The 16,597-nt window shown below is 56.6% G+C and carries 17 protein-coding genes; 2 read left to right on the forward strand and 15 right to left on the reverse strand.

Going from position 1 to position 16,597, the window contains the following annotated elements; translation table 11 throughout:
* Positions 1–36: 36 nt before the first annotated feature.
* The 11 genes from AC3DKS_RS02275 to AC3DKS_RS02325 all read right to left on the reverse strand — a co-directional run bounded on the left by AC3DKS_RS02275 (position 37) and on the right by AC3DKS_RS02325 (position 11,126).
* Positions 37–834: a hypothetical protein gene (locus tag AC3DKS_RS02275; protein WP_015754942.1), complete on the reverse strand. Its 798-nt coding sequence runs from the start codon at positions 832–834 to the stop codon at positions 37–39.
* Positions 835–974: 140 nt separating this feature from the next.
* The gene (locus AC3DKS_RS02280; RefSeq protein ID WP_272607310.1) at positions 975–3,206 is read right to left on the reverse strand and encodes a TonB-dependent receptor; all 2,232 of its coding nucleotides are present in this window, start codon (positions 3,204–3,206) and stop codon (positions 975–977) included.
* 53 nt (positions 3,207–3,259) lie between these two features.
* A complete protein-coding gene (locus tag AC3DKS_RS02285) occupies positions 3,260–4,351 on the reverse strand; it encodes an amidohydrolase family protein (RefSeq protein WP_272607311.1) in 1,092 nt (363 codons plus the stop codon).
* Positions 4,352–4,444: 93 nt separating this feature from the next.
* On the reverse strand, positions 4,445–5,068 hold the full coding sequence (locus AC3DKS_RS02290; RefSeq protein WP_272607312.1) for a nucleotidyltransferase family protein: 624 nt from the start codon (positions 5,066–5,068) through the stop codon (positions 4,445–4,447).
* Positions 5,068–6,075, reverse strand: coding sequence for an XdhC family protein (locus tag AC3DKS_RS02295; RefSeq protein WP_272607313.1), 1,008 nt, complete (start codon positions 6,073–6,075; stop codon positions 5,068–5,070). Before AC3DKS_RS02295 ends, AC3DKS_RS02290 begins: the two co-directional genes overlap by 1 nt.
* A 1-nt stretch (position 6,076) precedes the next feature.
* Positions 6,077–7,273, reverse strand: a complete 1,197-nt coding sequence (locus tag AC3DKS_RS02300) for a molybdopterin molybdotransferase MoeA (RefSeq protein ID WP_272607314.1) — start codon at positions 7,271–7,273, stop codon at positions 6,077–6,079.
* 61 nt (positions 7,274–7,334) lie between these two features.
* A complete protein-coding gene (locus AC3DKS_RS02305) occupies positions 7,335–8,111 on the reverse strand; it encodes a sulfite exporter TauE/SafE family protein (protein ID WP_272607437.1) in 777 nt (258 codons plus the stop codon).
* Positions 8,111–9,181: a HesA/MoeB/ThiF family protein gene (locus tag AC3DKS_RS02310; protein ID WP_272607315.1), complete on the reverse strand. Its 1,071-nt coding sequence runs from the start codon at positions 9,179–9,181 to the stop codon at positions 8,111–8,113. Before AC3DKS_RS02310 ends, AC3DKS_RS02305 begins: the two co-directional genes overlap by 1 nt.
* Positions 9,178–9,786: an NTP transferase domain-containing protein gene (locus AC3DKS_RS02315; protein WP_336298656.1), complete on the reverse strand. Its 609-nt coding sequence runs from the start codon at positions 9,784–9,786 to the stop codon at positions 9,178–9,180. The genes AC3DKS_RS02310 and AC3DKS_RS02315 overlap by 4 nt, the downstream gene beginning before the upstream one ends.
* Before the next feature lie 101 nt (positions 9,787–9,887).
* A complete protein-coding gene (moaA, locus tag AC3DKS_RS02320; RefSeq protein WP_015754951.1) occupies positions 9,888–10,871 on the reverse strand; it encodes a GTP 3',8-cyclase MoaA in 984 nt (327 codons plus the stop codon).
* A 9-nt stretch (positions 10,872–10,880) separates the two neighbouring features.
* Positions 10,881–11,126, reverse strand: coding sequence for a MoaD/ThiS family protein (locus AC3DKS_RS02325; RefSeq protein ID WP_015754952.1), 246 nt, complete (start codon positions 11,124–11,126; stop codon positions 10,881–10,883).
* Positions 11,127–11,269: 143 nt separating this feature from the next.
* On the opposite strand from AC3DKS_RS02325, the gene AC3DKS_RS02330 reads away from it, so the two are divergent.
* Together AC3DKS_RS02330 and AC3DKS_RS02335 are read left to right on the forward strand one after the other, a co-directional pair.
* A complete protein-coding gene (locus AC3DKS_RS02330) occupies positions 11,270–12,361 on the forward strand; it encodes a vWA domain-containing protein (RefSeq protein ID WP_430930919.1) in 1,092 nt (363 codons plus the stop codon).
* Between the two features lie 153 nt (positions 12,362–12,514).
* On the forward strand, positions 12,515–12,682 hold the full coding sequence (locus tag AC3DKS_RS02335; protein WP_015754954.1) for a hypothetical protein: 168 nt from the start codon (positions 12,515–12,517) through the stop codon (positions 12,680–12,682).
* 22 nt (positions 12,683–12,704) lie between these two features.
* Here the strand turns inward: AC3DKS_RS02335 and AC3DKS_RS02340 are convergent, their stop codons facing one another.
* From AC3DKS_RS02340 to AC3DKS_RS02355, 4 genes are all read right to left on the reverse strand, one after another.
* Entirely contained in the window at positions 12,705–14,171 is a 1,467-nt protein-coding gene (locus AC3DKS_RS02340; protein ID WP_272607317.1) for a M14 family metallopeptidase, read from the reverse strand.
* 5 nt (positions 14,172–14,176) lie between these two features.
* Positions 14,177–14,854, reverse strand: coding sequence for an N-acetylmuramoyl-L-alanine amidase (locus AC3DKS_RS02345; RefSeq protein ID WP_272607318.1), 678 nt, complete (start codon positions 14,852–14,854; stop codon positions 14,177–14,179).
* 1 nt (position 14,855) lies between these two features.
* Positions 14,856–15,281: a 3D domain-containing protein gene (locus tag AC3DKS_RS02350; protein WP_272607319.1), complete on the reverse strand. Its 426-nt coding sequence runs from the start codon at positions 15,279–15,281 to the stop codon at positions 14,856–14,858.
* Between the two features lie 346 nt (positions 15,282–15,627).
* Positions 15,628–16,470: a 1,4-dihydroxy-2-naphthoyl-CoA synthase gene (locus AC3DKS_RS02355; RefSeq protein ID WP_015754959.1), complete on the reverse strand. Its 843-nt coding sequence runs from the start codon at positions 16,468–16,470 to the stop codon at positions 15,628–15,630.
* Positions 16,471–16,597 lie beyond the last annotated feature (127 nt).

The raw sequence follows: 16,597 nt of genomic DNA on the forward strand, positions 1-16,597 counted from the left end.
CATCACGGGCCTTTTGCTTTGTATATGCTCGGGGATTTATAACTCAAATTCCTCCTGTACCCCGTTCGGATACGTAAGAATTGCGAGGTTGTCGCATTGCCCGTCTCCCAGGTCGGCGATGATAGAAAGGCCGTTTTTCCCGAGGGTCATTACGCCGCTTACCAAGTACCCGCATTCAAAATTTCCGGTCAGCGGGCTGGTGATAGCAACCGTATAGGTGTTGCCGTCTTTCAACAGCGTCCAGTCCCCCTCGATCGAAAAAGTACTGTCCGCCAGCGTTTCCCCAAAGGTAATGGCCAGGGAGCGCGTTCCGCTTTCGCTGATGGTACTGCCGTCCGCAAAATCCAGGGTCATATCACTCACGATGGTCATGGAGACCGAATTGCCTTCGCTGGCAGTCAATGTGAACGACCGCGTCCCATTTACCTCAATATCCCCGACATAGAAACTGTCGTAGACGGCAGTAAACGATGCGGTTTCAGGATCTGTTCCATAGGTCACTACCAGGGTACCGTTCACATTTTCCGTCCCATTGAGGACGCAGTTGCCGAAAGTGGCAGTAAAACCGGTTTCAGTGTACTCCGCCTGATAGCATTCGTTAGCGGCGCTTTTGCCGGAATTGCTGTTGCCGTTTTGGAACAGTTCCGCCAGGGCGGTATCCGCCACCCCGGTCCATTCCTCGGTCTCCAAGACCGCCTGGAATTCCTCCTGGGAGAGTTGCGCCTCCTGCGGGATGTCCTGTTCGTCGGCATCCGAGCTGCAGCTCTGGAGGAAAGTAAGGGTAATGGCTGCCATAGCCGCGGCTGTGTAGGTAAACAATTTTTTTGATTGCATAGGATTCGTTTCGAAATTACATCCCATAAAACGCGTTGCCGACCGGTTTAGTACCCGACGCCCCCCATTCTCGATAAAATGCACCTGGCCGATACCCAGCAAGTTGCTCCGGATGGGATGGAGGTCACGGGATGTTTAGGCTAGAACCTGAGCTGGAGGTTCGCCCGCACAAAAAACGGGGTTCCGGGGGTAAAATGAATCTCCTCTACGGGTTGCGTTTCCCCCGCCAACCGGCTCAGGGTGGCAAATTGGGTCTCTTTCCAACGGGTGTCGAAAAGGTTTTCAACAGTTAGCCCCAGGGTAATTGCCCCCCGGGTGTAATTCAAATTGGCATCCGCAACAAAATAACCGTCAGCCACCAGGGAATTCGACTCATCCGCCGGCCGATCCGCAATAAACCGATAGCGGATCCCTCCGGAAAAAGGCCCCAGGTCGCGTAAAGACAGGCTGCCCGAAGATGTTAATTCCGGTGCCAGGGGAATCCGGTCCGCTCCGGCAGGGGCCTCCGTACTCCTGGCATAGGTATAATTGACATCGCCCCGGGCAAACAGGTGGTCCGTTATCTGGGCCTGGATGGCGGCTTCCAGTCCCAGGCGGCGGGTCCTGCCGCTGGGTTCAACAATCCCGGCATCCCCTACATACACAAACTCCTGTTCCAGGAACAGGCTCCAGAGGTTTGCACTGAGAACCAGCCGGTCCAGCGGCCGGTACACGGAGCCCACCTCGAGGCCCAGGGCCCCGGGCAGGGTTTCTTCCCCTCCACGGGCAACCACTACCCGGGTGTCGTTGGAATGGTATCCCAATCCCGCCTTCCCCACAAATTGAACTTTGCGGGAAGCCTGGTACAGGGCATTGAATTTCGGGGCCAGGAACCAACCGGGTTCCACGGCCCGGGCATACGTTTGTGGGAGCCTGTCCCGGTATTCAAACCGCAGGTGGTCTAGGCGCAGGCCAGGGACCAGGGTCCACCGCCCCAGCTTCCAGCTGGCCTCGGCAAAGGCAAAGCCATTGAATTCGTCAACATCGCCATAGGCCAGGCGCTCCAGCAGCGTCTTGCGGTTGGCTGTCCGGGACAGGGAGACCTCGTCCACGTCGTCGTATCGGAATCCAATCCCCAGGTCCAGATACCCTTTTCTGGGCGTGCCTTCACCGTGAAAGCTATGCCTCCAGACGGTTTGTCCGCCCAAGAGCAGGCGTTTTTCCTGTTGGCGGATCTGATCGCCGTTTACGGGATCCTCCAGGAAAAAGGTAAAATTGGAATACAGGTCAAACTGGTAGCCGGTTACATAGGCCGATGTCCGCAGGCTTTGATGCGGGCTGTATTGCTTTCGGTGCGACATCCAGATATTCGTCCGGGAAGTACGCCCTCCTTCCGTACTGTCAATGGCTCCGAATCGGGAGATTTGGCCGGAAGCCACTGCCCGTTCCGGAATCTGCCCGGAGGCGTCCCACTGGCTTTGGAAGTGGCTCGCTGTCAGGGTGAGCGACTCGTCCTCCCGATTGTCGAACCGGTAGCGGCCCATCAGATTCACCCGGCTAAAATTCTGGGAGGCTTCAAAGACCCCGTCGGAAAAGAGTATTTCCCCGGCCAGATAGGCCTGGGAGTGGTCCGTGTCGGCTACCCGGATCATCCCCAGTCCGCGTAGGGTATTAAATTGCCCGGCTTCCAGGGTTACCCGGTTTTGTGGGAGCCGGTCCCTGAGTTTAAAAGAAATGTGTCCGGCCGTATTGAAATTCCCCACGCCAGCCCGGTAGGGGCCTTTCCCAAAATCGATGTTTTCGATGGTTTCCGGGATGATAAAATGCAAATCCGAATACCCCTGCCCGTGGGCATGCGAGACCATGTTAACGGGCATCCCCTCCACGTCGATTGCCAGATCGGTTCCGTGGTCGATATCAAAGCCTCTCAGGAAAATCTGCTCAGCTTTGCCCCCTCCGGCATGCTGGCCGATGACCAGCCCGGGTACCCGCCGCAGTATTTCCTGGGAGGACCGTACGGGGTTTACCGCCAGGTCGGCCCGAGCCAGGTTGTTCAGCGGGTTCAACCGGGCTACCAGGACAACCTGTTCCAGCCCCACGGCAGCCGGTTGCAATACCACGGTGATGCCCTTTTCAACGTGCAGGGCCGTAATCGTGCGTTCGTCCGAGGCGAAACCCAGGCTGAAGAGTAAAAGCCGGTCGCCCACATCCACGTTGTCCAGTTCAAAATAACCGGCCGCATCCGCATATACGTAGGATCCCGTGGCGGGATGGTAAATGGCGGCAGCTTCGAGGGGGTTTCCATCCGGATCGGCAACGCGTCCCCGGATATGGTGGGCATTCAGGGATGCCGACAACAATAACAACAGGATGCAATAATATGCTTTGTACATGATCTGGTGCTTTCCCTTATGTACGAAGCCAGATCAAAAAGGTTCACTCCCGCCTACCGGTCCGGAAAGAGCGAGGTATCCAACCCGGGTAGTAATTTCAAAGCATTTTCGTAGTATAGTTTCCGAAGTACGTCATCCGGGAGGTCCAGCCCGTACATGGCCCAAAAGGCGTGGTATTTCTTGTAATAGGGAAAGTATTCGTCATCCGTTTCAAGCACACGGAAATACGTCGGGTATTCGGAGGGTTGCCAGGCGTCTTTCCCAAAGACTACCCGGTCCTGATAGTCGATAAAGAATTTCCGGGCCCTCCGGGGCTGCCTGCCCAATTCGGCGATGACGGCCCCGATCCCCACGTACATATTGGGCATCTCGTCCAGTAAATCCGATAGCGTATCCAGGTCATTGGCATACCAGCCCATATGGGCATTGACAAACCGGGTATTCGGATGCTTTTTAAACACCCGGTGCTGCTCGTCGATAATCTGCTGCCAGGGCGCGGGGTCCGTATTGCTCCTTTTGCGGCGCGGCCGGAGTTTGAGCTCGAGCCAGCGTTCGTTGAGGGAATCCATCGGGTCCCAGAAGGAACGCGGGTCTGCGGAATGGATGAGCACCGGAATCCCCAGTTCGGCGCATTTTTCCCAGATCGGGTCCAGCCGGGGATCATCCACGGCAACCCGGTCCCCGTTTATATCGGTATTCCGCAACCCGAGGCTTTTGTATATTTTAAGCCCGCTTGCCCCGTTTTCAACATCCGCTTCGAGTTGTGCCGCGGCACGCTGCCCCCAGCCCGGGGCCCCCACACTGTCAAAATCCACATTCGCGAAGACGACGAAGCGGTTTGGGTAATGGGCCCGGACATTGGCTACGGCCCCTCGAAGATGATCCCCGGAACCGCCGCTGAGATTCACCATCACCGCCATATTCAGCGAATCCATTGCCGCGACCAACTCGGACAGGTCCTGTGTCGGCATGCGGAAGTGGTGGCTGTGCATATCGATAAAGGGAAATTTGGCTTGCTCGGTTGGGTGGGCCGGCACGACCAGTGTGGAAGTAGGGTTGTATTGTTCAAAGCCCATTTCCTGGGCGTTTACCAGGTAAGTTAGCAAGGCTGTACAAAGTGTCAGGAGGTGTTTTGGTTGCATCATTTGGTAAATATATACTGTTCAGGTCTTTTCTGTTCCGGTCTATTTTATTCGGGAATCCCCGGGCTTGCCGGCCGCCCCGGGCGCGTCAGCCCCTTAACCGGCCCCGGGTATCTCGGGCAACCCGGCAATTTTGCGGAGTTCCCGGTACTTCTCGGGGGTGTCCATGTCCCGGCCTGCCAGCCCCGGTTCCAGGAGCAGGGTTTCCGAAGCAGCGCTTCTGATCAGGCTGCTGGCCCCTCCACTCCGGCCCGGGGAGCGAAGTGCCTCAAAAAAGGTGCGCCGGAATATAGCAGGTACGCCCCCGCCTTCCGGGTAACGGGTGGCGACGATGCCCGGTTCGTTACTCTGAAAATTGGACAGCAATCGCAACAGATAGGTCTTGGAAACCAGGGGTTGGTCCGCCAGGAGTACCAGGAGGCCTTCCAGGTCCGGGCGGGTTTCCAGGGCCGCTTCCAGGCCGCAGCGGATACTGCTGCCCATTCCGGAGGCCCAATCGGGGTTTTCACGAATGCGGGCAGAGGAGTTCCTGAGATTTTCGGATAGCTCCCGGTGGTGTGCCCCGGTAACTACTACCGGGGGCGGCAGCCCGGCTTCCTCAACGGCATGGAGGATGGCGTCCAGTACGGTTCCCCCGGACCATGGCAGCAAGGCCTTGGGGCGGCCCATTCGCCGGGATTCCCCCGCGGCAAGAACGATGGATGCGATTCCCGGGGCCATCAACTGTGGATTTTCCCGTCTTTTTGACGTAAGGGCACCGGATTCGATTCCCGGATAACCGATAGGATTTCGGCCAGGATGGATAGGGCGATTTCCTGGGGGGTTTCCGCCCCGATATCGATGCCGGCAGGTCCGTGCAACCGATCAAAAAATGCGTTGTCCGGAGCCTGGAGTCGATCCATCAGGTCCCCCAGGAGGCGTTCCCGGCGGGAAGCCGGGCCCAGGACGCCCAGGTAGGCGGGACGGGATTCCGTCAGCCGGATCAGGTATTTTAAGTCTTTGGTATAACTGTGGGTCATCAGCACCACGGCTGTTTGCCCGTCCATTTCAGGCGGATCCCACTGCTCGGGAATCACTGCCCGGAACTCCGCGGCCCCGGGAAAATACGACTGGGTCCTGGCCTCGTCGGCTGCAACCGTGACACAGACCTCCCAGCCAGCCTGGGCTGCCAGGGCTGCCAACTGTACCGTGTCGTGTTCCCCCCCAAAGAGCTCCAGGCGGAGCCTGGGCGGCAGTTCCTGGCGAAAAACGGACAGGGTATCGTCCGGCGAACCATCTCCGAAGGCACAAGCCCCGCCGGGAGTTTCCATCACGGTCAGCATGCCCTCACGGCTTCCCACTTCGCGTGTATAGGACGACCGCAAACGCAGGGGTTGCCGATCGCGGACGCGTTGCCGGAAAGCCTTAAGGAATGCCTTTGACGGCCGGAAGGGTTCCAGCAGGATATACAGGATGCCTTCGCACCCGAGGCGGAAGCGGCCGTCATAGGTCATCATTTTGGGCTTGCCCGTCTGGAAAACCTCCTGCGATTGCAAATGCACCTCTTTTTCCACGCAGCCCCCGCTCACCGCGCCGTAGGCGGCCCCGTTTTCCAGGAGCAACATCCGCACCCCGGGGCGGCGGTATGAGGAACCATCCAGGTCCACCACGGTTGCGAGGACCGTTTTATGCCCGAGTTCCGTTGCCCGTTCCCAGGCTTCGACAATTTGTATCAATTCGTGCGTCACTTCACTTAAATTTAAATGGTATCCACTTTACCGTTGCGCCTTTGGCATAACCGGATTTCGTCGGTTCGATACAGAGAAAGCCCTCGGCCCTGGCCAGGCTCAAAAAATCTCCGGAACTGTTCATGGGCACTTCCGCTGCCCAGAGCGTACCTTCCCGGTTCTCCACCGTTGCCAGGCGAAATTGGGTCAGCCCGCTTGTATTCTCAGCCGAGGCGATGAGCCGGGCCTGCTGCGCGATATTGTCAAAACCGAAGCTTTTCAGCAGCCAGTCCCTAAAATACAAATGAAAGCTCAGAAACGTTGAAACGGGATTCCCAGGGAAGGAAAATACGAGGTTTTCCCCTCCGGCGCCCACCCCGAACCAAAACGGCTTACCGGGACGCTGGGCTACCCGGTGAAAACATTTGCGTACCCCAAGCGCCTCCAGGACTTCTGGCAAATAATCGAACTTACCTTTGGACACGCCCCCGCTGAGTAACAGGATCCCAGGCTCGCTGAGAACCTTTTCAAGCTCCATCCGGATGGTTTGGGGGTCATCTGCCAGGTGGATTTCTTCCGGGACGATCCCGAATTCGGTAAGGGCTGCCCGCAGTGCCCGGGTATTTGATTTACGGATCTGGTGGGGTTCGGGTTTTTGATCCACGTCTACCAATTCGTCGCCGGTGGATACCAGCGTAACGGCAGGGAGGCTGTAAACCTTCGGCTTGCCGACACCCACCGAGGCGAGAACGGCAATTTCCGAGGGGCCAATCCTCGTGCCGGGCTCCAGCAAGACGGATCCTGCATCCGCATCGCTCCCGGCCGGGTGGATACTCTGGCCTTCAGATGGATCGGATTGGATGGTAAACGCCCCGGCTGAACTCAGGAGGTCTTCGTACCGCACCACGGTATCCGCTCCTTCCGGCAATACAGCCCCTGTGGCAATTTCGATGCAATTGCCGGCCCCGGAAAGCCGGTGCCTGGGGTCGCCGGCCCGGGCCATCCCCTGGATGCGGTATTCCCGGTGCCCGTCTCGGAAATCCCGGTGGCAAATGGCTATCCCATCCATAGTCGCCCGGTCGTACGGGGGCAGGGGGCGGTCTGCAACAACGGGCTGAGCGAGATAACGTCCGCAAGCATCGTCCAGCCGGACAGTTTCAGCTGCCAGGGTCCATCGCTCGGCCATTACGGCCTCATAGGCTTTCCCAAAACTTATCATCGGGAGGTTATTTTCTGATTCGTCATATATAATACGTGCATCTTTTCTTAAAGTTTCAGTCTCAGGGCAACATTTCAAACCCCATGCCATTGACCAGCAACACCCGGAGCCCAACCAGAAATACCAGGACGGCCGTTACCATCCGGATACCATTGGCTGTGAACCGGTTCAGGGTGAGGCGGATGCCGATTTGCCCGCCGGCCAGCACAGCGGCCATCAACGCCAGCGCCGGTATCCATGAGACAGTGAAGGTCCCGGCAGTTACAAGCCCTGCCAGGCCCGACAGGGAGTTGACCAATATAAAGAAACTCGCCAGGGCGGCAATTTTAATAGGCAGGTCCCACTTCAGGTGGTTTAGGACGGGGGCGAGGAATATCCCTCCGCCTATGCCCACCAGGCCTGAGAGCATGCCAATAGCGCCTCCCAGCAGATAGGTTAACGAACGGGTGTACCGGTGTTTTTTGGGAATTCGGAATCGGTGCCGGACCGATTGGTACCCCAGTGCCAGGGAGGAAATCAACAAGGCTGCCCCCAGGATACTGAAAAAAACTTGTTCCTCCAGCCTGAAGCTGGCGCCCAGATAAGCCAGCGGGATACTCGCCAACGTAAAAGGGATACAGAGGTTCCAATCCAGGTGGCCCCTTTTGTAAAAGAGCCAGACACTGCCGCTGACAACGGTGAGGTTGCAGAGCAGCGCAATGGTCCGGATTTCATAAAATTCCGTGAGGCCCAGGCTCAGGATGGCCAGGTAGGAGGATCCCCCTCCAAACCCTGCCGAGGCATAGAGCAGGGCGATCGTGAAAAAGGCCAGAACCAGCCAGATCAGGTCGGGATGCATCACTGGCTTTCCACTTTTAATTGCCGCATCCCTCCGGAAATCCAGAAAAAAGGAGTTGACGGCCACCGGGTCTGCAGCTCCCGGCACGCCCGCCGGCTCCTCGGCCCGGTCTCGCAGATCAGGTAAACCGGGTTTCCTGAGGAAAAGTCCGGTACTCCCAACGCGATTCGTTTCATTGGAATATTCCGGGCGCCGTCCAGGTGGTGGCTTTCAAATTCCCCGGGTTCCCGTACGTCCACCAGGAGATGTGCAGCCCCCTCCTTTCGCAACCGCAGGTATTCGCTCCCGCTAACCGCATCCGGCTCCCCTTCGCAGGAAAGCTGATAGGTGGCAGACAGGTCGTCGGGGACGGTTCGGTTCGCATCTTTTTGGATGGCTATGTGCAGGGTTTGCTGTTTGCGGGCATCGTAAAGCAGCAACTTGCCAGCGCATACCCCTTCCAGGCCGCAAATCGCCTTGACCGCCTCGAGGGCCTGCATGGTCCCGATCAGGCCCGGAAGCACCCCAAGGGTTCCGAGCGTATCGCAATCCGGTATTTCTCCTGCCGGCGGCGGAACCGGGAAAAGGCACCGGTAGGTGGGGCCGCCCCGATAATTGAAAACGCTCACCTGCCCCTCAAAGCCGTGAAGGGCCCCATATACCCAGGGAATTCCAAGCATCAGGCAGGCGTCATCCACCAAAAACCGGGTTGGCAGGTTGTCCGTGGCATCCACAACCAGGTCGTAATTCCCAATTAATTCCAGCGCATTGGTGGGATTCAGGAAAGTGTCGCGGATATCCAGTTGGGTATCCGGGTTCTGGGCGCGCAGTACTTTTTCCAGTTCCCGGACTTTGGCCATTCCCACACTCGCCGGGCCGTAGGCCGGCTGCCGGTGCAGGTTGCTGGTTTCAACGACATCCCCGTCTACGAGCCCCAGCCGCCCGATACCCATGGCATTCAGGTAGGTGGCCGCCGGAACCCCCAGCCCGCCGGCACCGATTATCAAAACGGCAGCTTCCGACAGGGCCCGTTGCCCTTCCGGGCCAAAATCTTCCAGGCGGGTCTGCCTGTCGTACCGGTCGGCGCTCATCGTTCCTTGAGTTTTTGCAGGATGGCCTCGCGTTCCCGCGGGTCGTTCGCATTGGCCAGGACAGTGTCTTCCTCGGCTACCACCAGGCGAATATCGGATTGCAGGAGGAATTTTCTCGGGCAGCTGGAGGTGGCGTTTTTCAAATAATCCTTGGCAGCGCGCAGCGCAGAAGGTTCCCAAATAGCAGCCAGGGGTTCAGGGAGTCCGGATGCCTCCGTTGCATAGGCCGTCGCCACTTTATTGGGATCCCTGCGACTTACCAGAAATTCCAGGGATTCTCTGTCCATCAACGGGAGGTCGCAGGCCAGCACGAGCCAGGCGGCGTCCGGAAATTCGGCGTGGGCCGATAAGATGCCGTTCAAAGGGCCCCGATACCGGTCCTGGTCTGTCAGTGTCCGGTAATTACCCGGTATATCTGCGGCCTGGTCGGAACGCAGGCTCAAAAAGGCCTTTTCGCAGACTTCCTCCAGGAGGGCATAGGCATACTCCCGCTGGGGCAGTCCGTGATAGTCCATTGCCCCTTTGTCGCGGCCCATGCGGTTGCTTTTACCGCCAGCGAGTACCAAACCATATAGGGGTGCATATAATGTCATGTGCATAGTCATTTTAATCTGGACCCAAGCCGCCACATGCTAAGTTTCCAAATTGCCGTCCCGTTCCCAGTTTCCTTTCCCGATACCGGATTTTAGCCACAGACCGGAGGGGGTTACCCCCCGATGGACGACATGGAACTCCCGGTTACAGGCCCGAATTGCTCCTGGGCCTCAAAACCATCCTTTGCCCGTTGCCCGAGGATTTCCTCCAAAAGGGCGCGAATCTGCAGGGAGGTTGCCCCCTGCCGGAGCGGATCCCGGATATTGGCTACAGGTTTTCCGTACAAACAGGTTATCAGGTCGCCGGTGGCGGTAATGCGCAACCGGTTGCAACTGCCGCAGAAGGTCCGGCTGAAGGCCGGAATGATCCCGAAACTACCAGCGTGTCCGGGAATTTGGTAATTGACGGAGGTAGCAGTCATCGGCCCGGGGATCTTTTCGAATTCGGGGTACTTTTCGCGGATATGCCCGAGGATTTTCCTGTGGTTCCATTCCAGGCCCTTGAAATCGCGGCTGCCCCCGTTAAAAGGCATCTCTTCCAGGAAACGGACCCGGACCGGGAATTCGCGCTGGAATTCCATCATCGGGTAGATATCCGATTCATTCTGACCCTTGAGGACCACAAAATTAATCCGCACTTCCATCCCGGAATCGACGAGTTTCATGATATTGCCATAAACCTTGTCAAATTCGTCCCGGCGGGTGATCCTGGCAAAAGTTTCCGCCTGGATGGCATCCAGGCTGATATTCACGCTCTGAATGCCCAGTTCTTTCATCCGGTCGATATGCGGCCCGATGAGCGTAGCGTTTGAAGTGACTGAAATTTCGCGAACCTCCGGGAGTCCCCCCAGGTGGGCAAACAAATCCATAACGCCTTTCCGGACAAAGGGTTCTCCCCCTGTAATCCGTATTTTATCGACGCCCAGGCCAGCCAGAATGCTGCACAACCGCTTCATTTCCTCCACGGTCATCAGGTCCGACTTTCGCGCAAAATCGATACCGTGTTCCGGCATGCAATAGTTGCACCGCAAGTTGCACCGGTCCGTTACGGCCAGGCGGACATAATTGATAACCCGGTTGTGATTGTCTATCAGCATGGTTCTATCTTACCCCCCGCTTACCGGCGGAATTAATGCAATTTCGTCAAAATTCGTGATTTTATCCCCATCCCCGGCGTAGGATTTGTTTACGGCCACCGCCAGGGAACTCAGCCCCCCGAGGTCCGGGTACATTTTCTTCAGGTAGGTTTTCAGGTCGGCCACCGTCTGTAGCCGGCCCGCCTGGTTCATGGGGATGGACAGGGAACCATTGCCAACGATATCGCGGGTAACTCCAAATAGCAATACAGTCATTGGGGTGTGTATTTGAATTGTCGTCTCGATACTCAAAAGTACCAAAAATTCACCCGATGCCCGGCCGTTTAACAAAATCTTAGATGTGGAATACTAGGATGGGGATTTATACGTTTTCCATGGAAATCAAGAGAACCATGAAAATGCATATGATCCGCACCTTTTTGTTAATCTTCGGACTTACCGGGATGTTCCTTTCCTGTGGAAACGCAGACGACGACGTATCCTTTGACCTGAACGGCAACGGCGACCTGGGCCTGGGCAAACCGGTAGACGATTGTCTGGATTTTGGCCCGAACGAACTCATCCTGTCCATTCAGGACCAGTATACGACCCTCCCGGGAAAAGTATCCGTATTCTTCCGGGTGTCCGATGAATTCGGCAACCCGGTGGCTGGCCTCACGGCCGACCAGTTCACCATCTACGAGCAGGGCCGGAACGACGATTGCTTCAGTACGATATCCTCCTCGGAATCCCAGTCCCGAATCTCCCCGAATTCGCAGATTTTTCAGAACCACACACTCCTTGTGCTGGACCTGAGCAACAGCGTCCTCAGCGGCAGCCTCACCGAACTGAAGTCTGCCTCCGCGAGTTTTATAGATAATGTGATGCCGGCTGTACCTGCCGAATCCTTCCAGATGGCGATCTACTGGTTTGACGGCGAAGATGTCCTGCACGAGCTCAACCCGCTGACCTCGTCACGGGAAGAGTTGATTGCGGCCGTGGAGTCTATCGATTCAGATATCAGCAATGACCCGTCTACCGACCTGTACGGTGCGGTCATCAAAAGTACGGACCTGGCAACCGACCTGCTCCGGGACAGCGAACAGAACAACACCATCGGGGCGGCTTCCATCGTCCTGTTTACCGACGGAACCGACCAGGCATCCCGCTATTCGGAAAGCCAGGCGCTTGACAAGGTGGAAAAAGCAAACTCCAACATTTCCTTCTTTACCATTGGCCTGGGGGCCGAAATCGACAGCGAGGTACTGGAGGAAATCGGGAAGACATTCAGCGTGTTTGCGGGGAACAAGGAAGAACTCGAGGTCACCTTTAACCAACTGTCCCAAAAGGTCTCCGAGCGGGCGAACAGTTTTTACCTGTTTGAATATTGCAGTCCGAAACGCGACGGCAGCGGGGAGAACAACCTGGCCATCCGCGTTCAGCACGGTGGGCTGCAGGGTGCCGTCCAAACGTCTTTTGACGCTTCCGGCTTTACCGCTGGTTGCCAGTAAACCGCACGCAACTAAAGCATTGGAAAGACTCCCCCCCGGGAGTCTTTTTTTTGTGATACCAGGTAGGGTAAATACGAAATCACCTGTTATATAAGTACATAGGCAACCTTCCATCCTGAATCAACGAGACGTATCACTCAAAAATACCCTGTCATGGATGTACTCAACCAAATTGTGAAGGAAAGTGCCATCGGCCCGTTTACGGCCTGGCTTAAAAGCCTTGTGATCAGCTTATTTGTCGCAATTGTCGTTACCCTGGTAAGTATGCTGGTGATCCTGCTGATGCACGGGTCTACCACGGTCATCACCTATGGGTACTAACCGCCTCTCCCGGAGATAACTTTCAACGCAGGATCATACTGTTCTTCCCCGATCCTTTGCGGCTGTCCGGTTCGTACAGGAAGCCATTGACCACAACGTAGCGGACCGAACCCTCCCGGGTCAGGACAAAGGTGGGATTGTCCCCCACATCCCAGCGGGGTTCCGGCAATTCAAAGGATGCACCTACCACTTGTATCGGATACGGGGTGGAAGTGGCCTTTTTAGGCAGGTCCGCCACGCGGACATAGGTGATCCCCTGCCCGAGCAGCTCCCAGAAATCCAATTTCCCAACAGCTTCCAAATTCGGGAGCACCTGGCTGTATACTTTACCAGACCCGAGCCGATAGCCCGACGCGTCCAGAGTTTCATAGCCGTAGTATGTGGACAGGTCCCCCTGGTCGGTAATGCGGCTGCTGTACCAGAAATCTTCATGGTCCGGGGTGTCTACCTCAAACCGGTGGATCCCCAGGTCGATTATATAGTCCTTTCCGAGTAGCGGATACGTGACTTGTTCGATTTTCAGGTCGAAGAGTTTCCGGTCGTTTTCCGGGATTTCCCCGTAGGCTTCCAGGCCAACGTTGCGGTAGCTTCCCGATCCGATGGCGTAGATCGCCGAGAGGATGGAAACGTAATTCAATTTGCGGATTTCCTGCTTTTCAGGGTCTTCCGGATAGCCACCGGATTCAATGAGGATGGCGCTTGTCCCCCACTTCTGGATGTTGTCCCCGAATGCCCGGGGTTCAAAATCGTCGTTGTATTTTCCAACCTGCCCGGGGGCATACCGCTGGATAATCCGGTTCATATATCCAATCACCTGCATGGCGCGGCTGCGAACCTCATTGATTTCCTTCTCGTAGTTGTAGGCCGGGGCCAGGTAGGAGATGGTGGCCGGTTTCGGGGTGCGCTCGGCATTGTAATAGGTGCTTTGATCGTGCAGGTTGAACCCGAATTCCGCTTCCAGGCTGTCCCGCACCCGTTTAAGGGTTTGGCCTTCCGGGGATTGCAGCCGCAGGGCATCCCGGTTGATGTCGATGCCCAGGGTGTTGCGTCGCTGGTAGACCTCCGCCCCGTCCGGATTGAGCATCGGCAGGAAGTGCAGCCGGACCGAATCCAGGAGTCGGGATTTCTCGTCGGCAAACTCCGGGGCTCCCAGGAAGTTCAGGATGTCGAATATGGCCTGGGTGGCCGTGGGTTCGTCCCCGTGCATCTGGGACCACAGGAAAATGTCTGTTTGCCCGTCCCCCAGGCTGATGAGCCGCAGGGGTCGGCCTTCTATGGAGGTCCCGACGCGGTTGACCTCAAACCCGGGTTTGACGGCCAGCGCGTCGATCAGGGGTTGGATATCCGCGTGCTTGATTCTTCGTTTTCCCAGGCTCGGTTCCCGGTAGGTTTCATAACTGTCATAAAACCGTTCCGTAAAGGATTCCGTTTGCCCGGAAACAGGCAAAACAAACAGGCAAAGCGATAAAAGCGGTAAGATGTATTTCATGGATGCTATTTTTCGGGCGCGGGTTTCAGTCCCAGATCCCGGACCGAATTTCGGATTTTTTTCATGAATTGCCTGCCGGGATCCGTTTTTTCCGTCCGGTACCCGCTGTCTTTTTCCAACCAGAGCGGGTGCCCTTCGAACCGGGTATACTCGTAATGTCCGATCAGGTATTGGATGTTATGGGTTGCGGCTAATTGGCGTACCAGCCATTCATTGGCCCTGAGTTGCGCTTTTGTGAGCGGGGTCTCCGGAGTGCCCCCCACATTCTCGATGCCAATCGCACAATGGTTCAGCCCAATCACATGCCGGGCCATCAGTGTATCCGGCATCAATTGCAGGATACTGCCGTCCCGGTCTACCAAATAGTGGGCGGAGACGTTCAGGGCGCCCGCCGAGGTGATGTCCCCGCGCGTATCCGGCAGTCGGGGCGGGTAAAATGCATCAAAGGACTCCTCCAGAGTGGGGATGGCCGTCCAGTGGAGTACGATCATCCGGGGTTCAATACGGGCATCCTCCTGCTCCATCCCATACCGGTCCCTGAGGTAGGCACCGGTCAATTCCAGTCGCTCCCGGTCAAAACGTATCGGGCGGTCCGACAATAAGGGGCGGTACGTACTGCAGGCCGTTGCAACCGACAGGATCACCAAAATAACAGCTGGGAAGGCATAGTTTTTTAATGGCATATCATTCTGTATTTACCTCTTTCCGGAGATTTTCGCGAGCGGGCACCCGGTAACGGATAACGCGTTTTTTACGGCCCCATTCCCGCGCGCCTTTCACATCCTCGCCCATATACAGGTCGATGTGCCGTTTAAAGCGACGGTTCATCTTATCCTTGACCAGGAAGGTCCCGGGAAGCCCCTGGATTTTAACTTCCGTGTTATGGTCAAGGCCCAGGGCAATAAGGTCCCGGGAAACTGCAATGCATTGCATCCCGGGCCGGAGCGTATCACCCCATGCGGTCAGGGAAGGGTTTCCGGAAGTTTGCCAGGGCACCGAATTATAGGCCGTCACCGTCACCTCGAGTTCCTTCCAGGCATATTCCGGCCCGGAACAGGATATCAGGAAATAGAGCAGGAATATCAGGCTGGCAGGTGGGTTATGTCTCATGGCCCAAACACGCATCTTGGAAATTAAAGATACGCTATCCCTGCGAAACCTTCCGGGGAATCCGGCCAGCCCCTGGTCTCCCGACAAAATGATGGGGTATAAGGACCTGAAAGGACGCATGGAACACGTGCCGTTCACCGAAGAAATCCCCCCTTATATATCCTACACCACAACCTGCGGCCGTTTCACAACAAAATATTTGCCCTGCGGAATGCCCGGCGTATGTTTACACTGTTCAAATGAAATAAACGGAGTTAATTTTTTTCATTTTCATATAGTGTTCTCGTAAAAGGGTCCTGGTTAAACAACCAGGGCTCTTTTTAGTTTCAGGCCATTCGCACCGACTTTACGGAATCCACTGGTCCTTCCCGAAATCGGGTTTCCGCTTCTCCAGGAATGCATCCCGTCCCTCTTTGGCTTCGTCCGTCATATAGGCCAGCCGGGTGGCTTCTCCCGCAAAAACCTGTTGGCCAACCATACCGTCATCCGTGAGGTTCATGGCAAATTTCAGCATCTTGATCGAGGTCGGCGACTTGGCCAGTATCTCACGGGCCCACTGGTAGGCGGTCTGTTCCAGTTCGTCATGGGGTACCACGGCATTGACCATTCCCATTTCGTAGGCTTCCTGTGCCCGGTAATCCCTGCCCAGGAAAAAGATCTCCCGCGCCCGCTTCTGCCCGACCATCTTGGCGAGGTAGGCCGAGCCATACCCCCCGTCAAAACTGGTGACGTCCGCATCGGTCTGTTTAAAAATTGCGTGTTCCGCGCTGGCCAGCGTCAGGTCGCAAACCACATGCAGGCTGTGTCCCCCTCCTACTGCCCATCCGGGCACCACGGCAATGACTACCTTGGGCATAAAACGGATCAGGCGTTGCACCTCCAGGATGTTCAGGCGGTGGTAGCCGTCCTCGCCCACATAACCCTGATGCCCCCGGGCCCGCTGGTCGCCCCCGCTGCAAAAGGCGTACACCCCGTCTTTTGGGGAAGGCCCCTCGGCAGAAAGCAATACCACCCCGATCGAACGGTCTTCCATGGCGTCGTAAAACGCCCGGTACAGTTCGCTGGTGGTTTTCGGGCGAAAGGCATTGCGCACCTCGGGACGGTTGAAGGCAATCCGCGCAACCCCGTCGCATTTGCGATAGGTAATATCCTCAAATTCTCCTGCTGGTTTCCAATCGGGTGATTCCATGTTTTGGCATTATAGGATTAGTGGTTATTCGTCCCGTAAAGATACGCCCTGATGGTGAAAATACACTGGAGGGCCGCGAAAGGGCCGGAAGGGTTCAACAGGGCCCTTTCCGGCTGGCCGCCCGCCC

Source organism: Robiginitalea sp. (assembly GCF_982776155.1).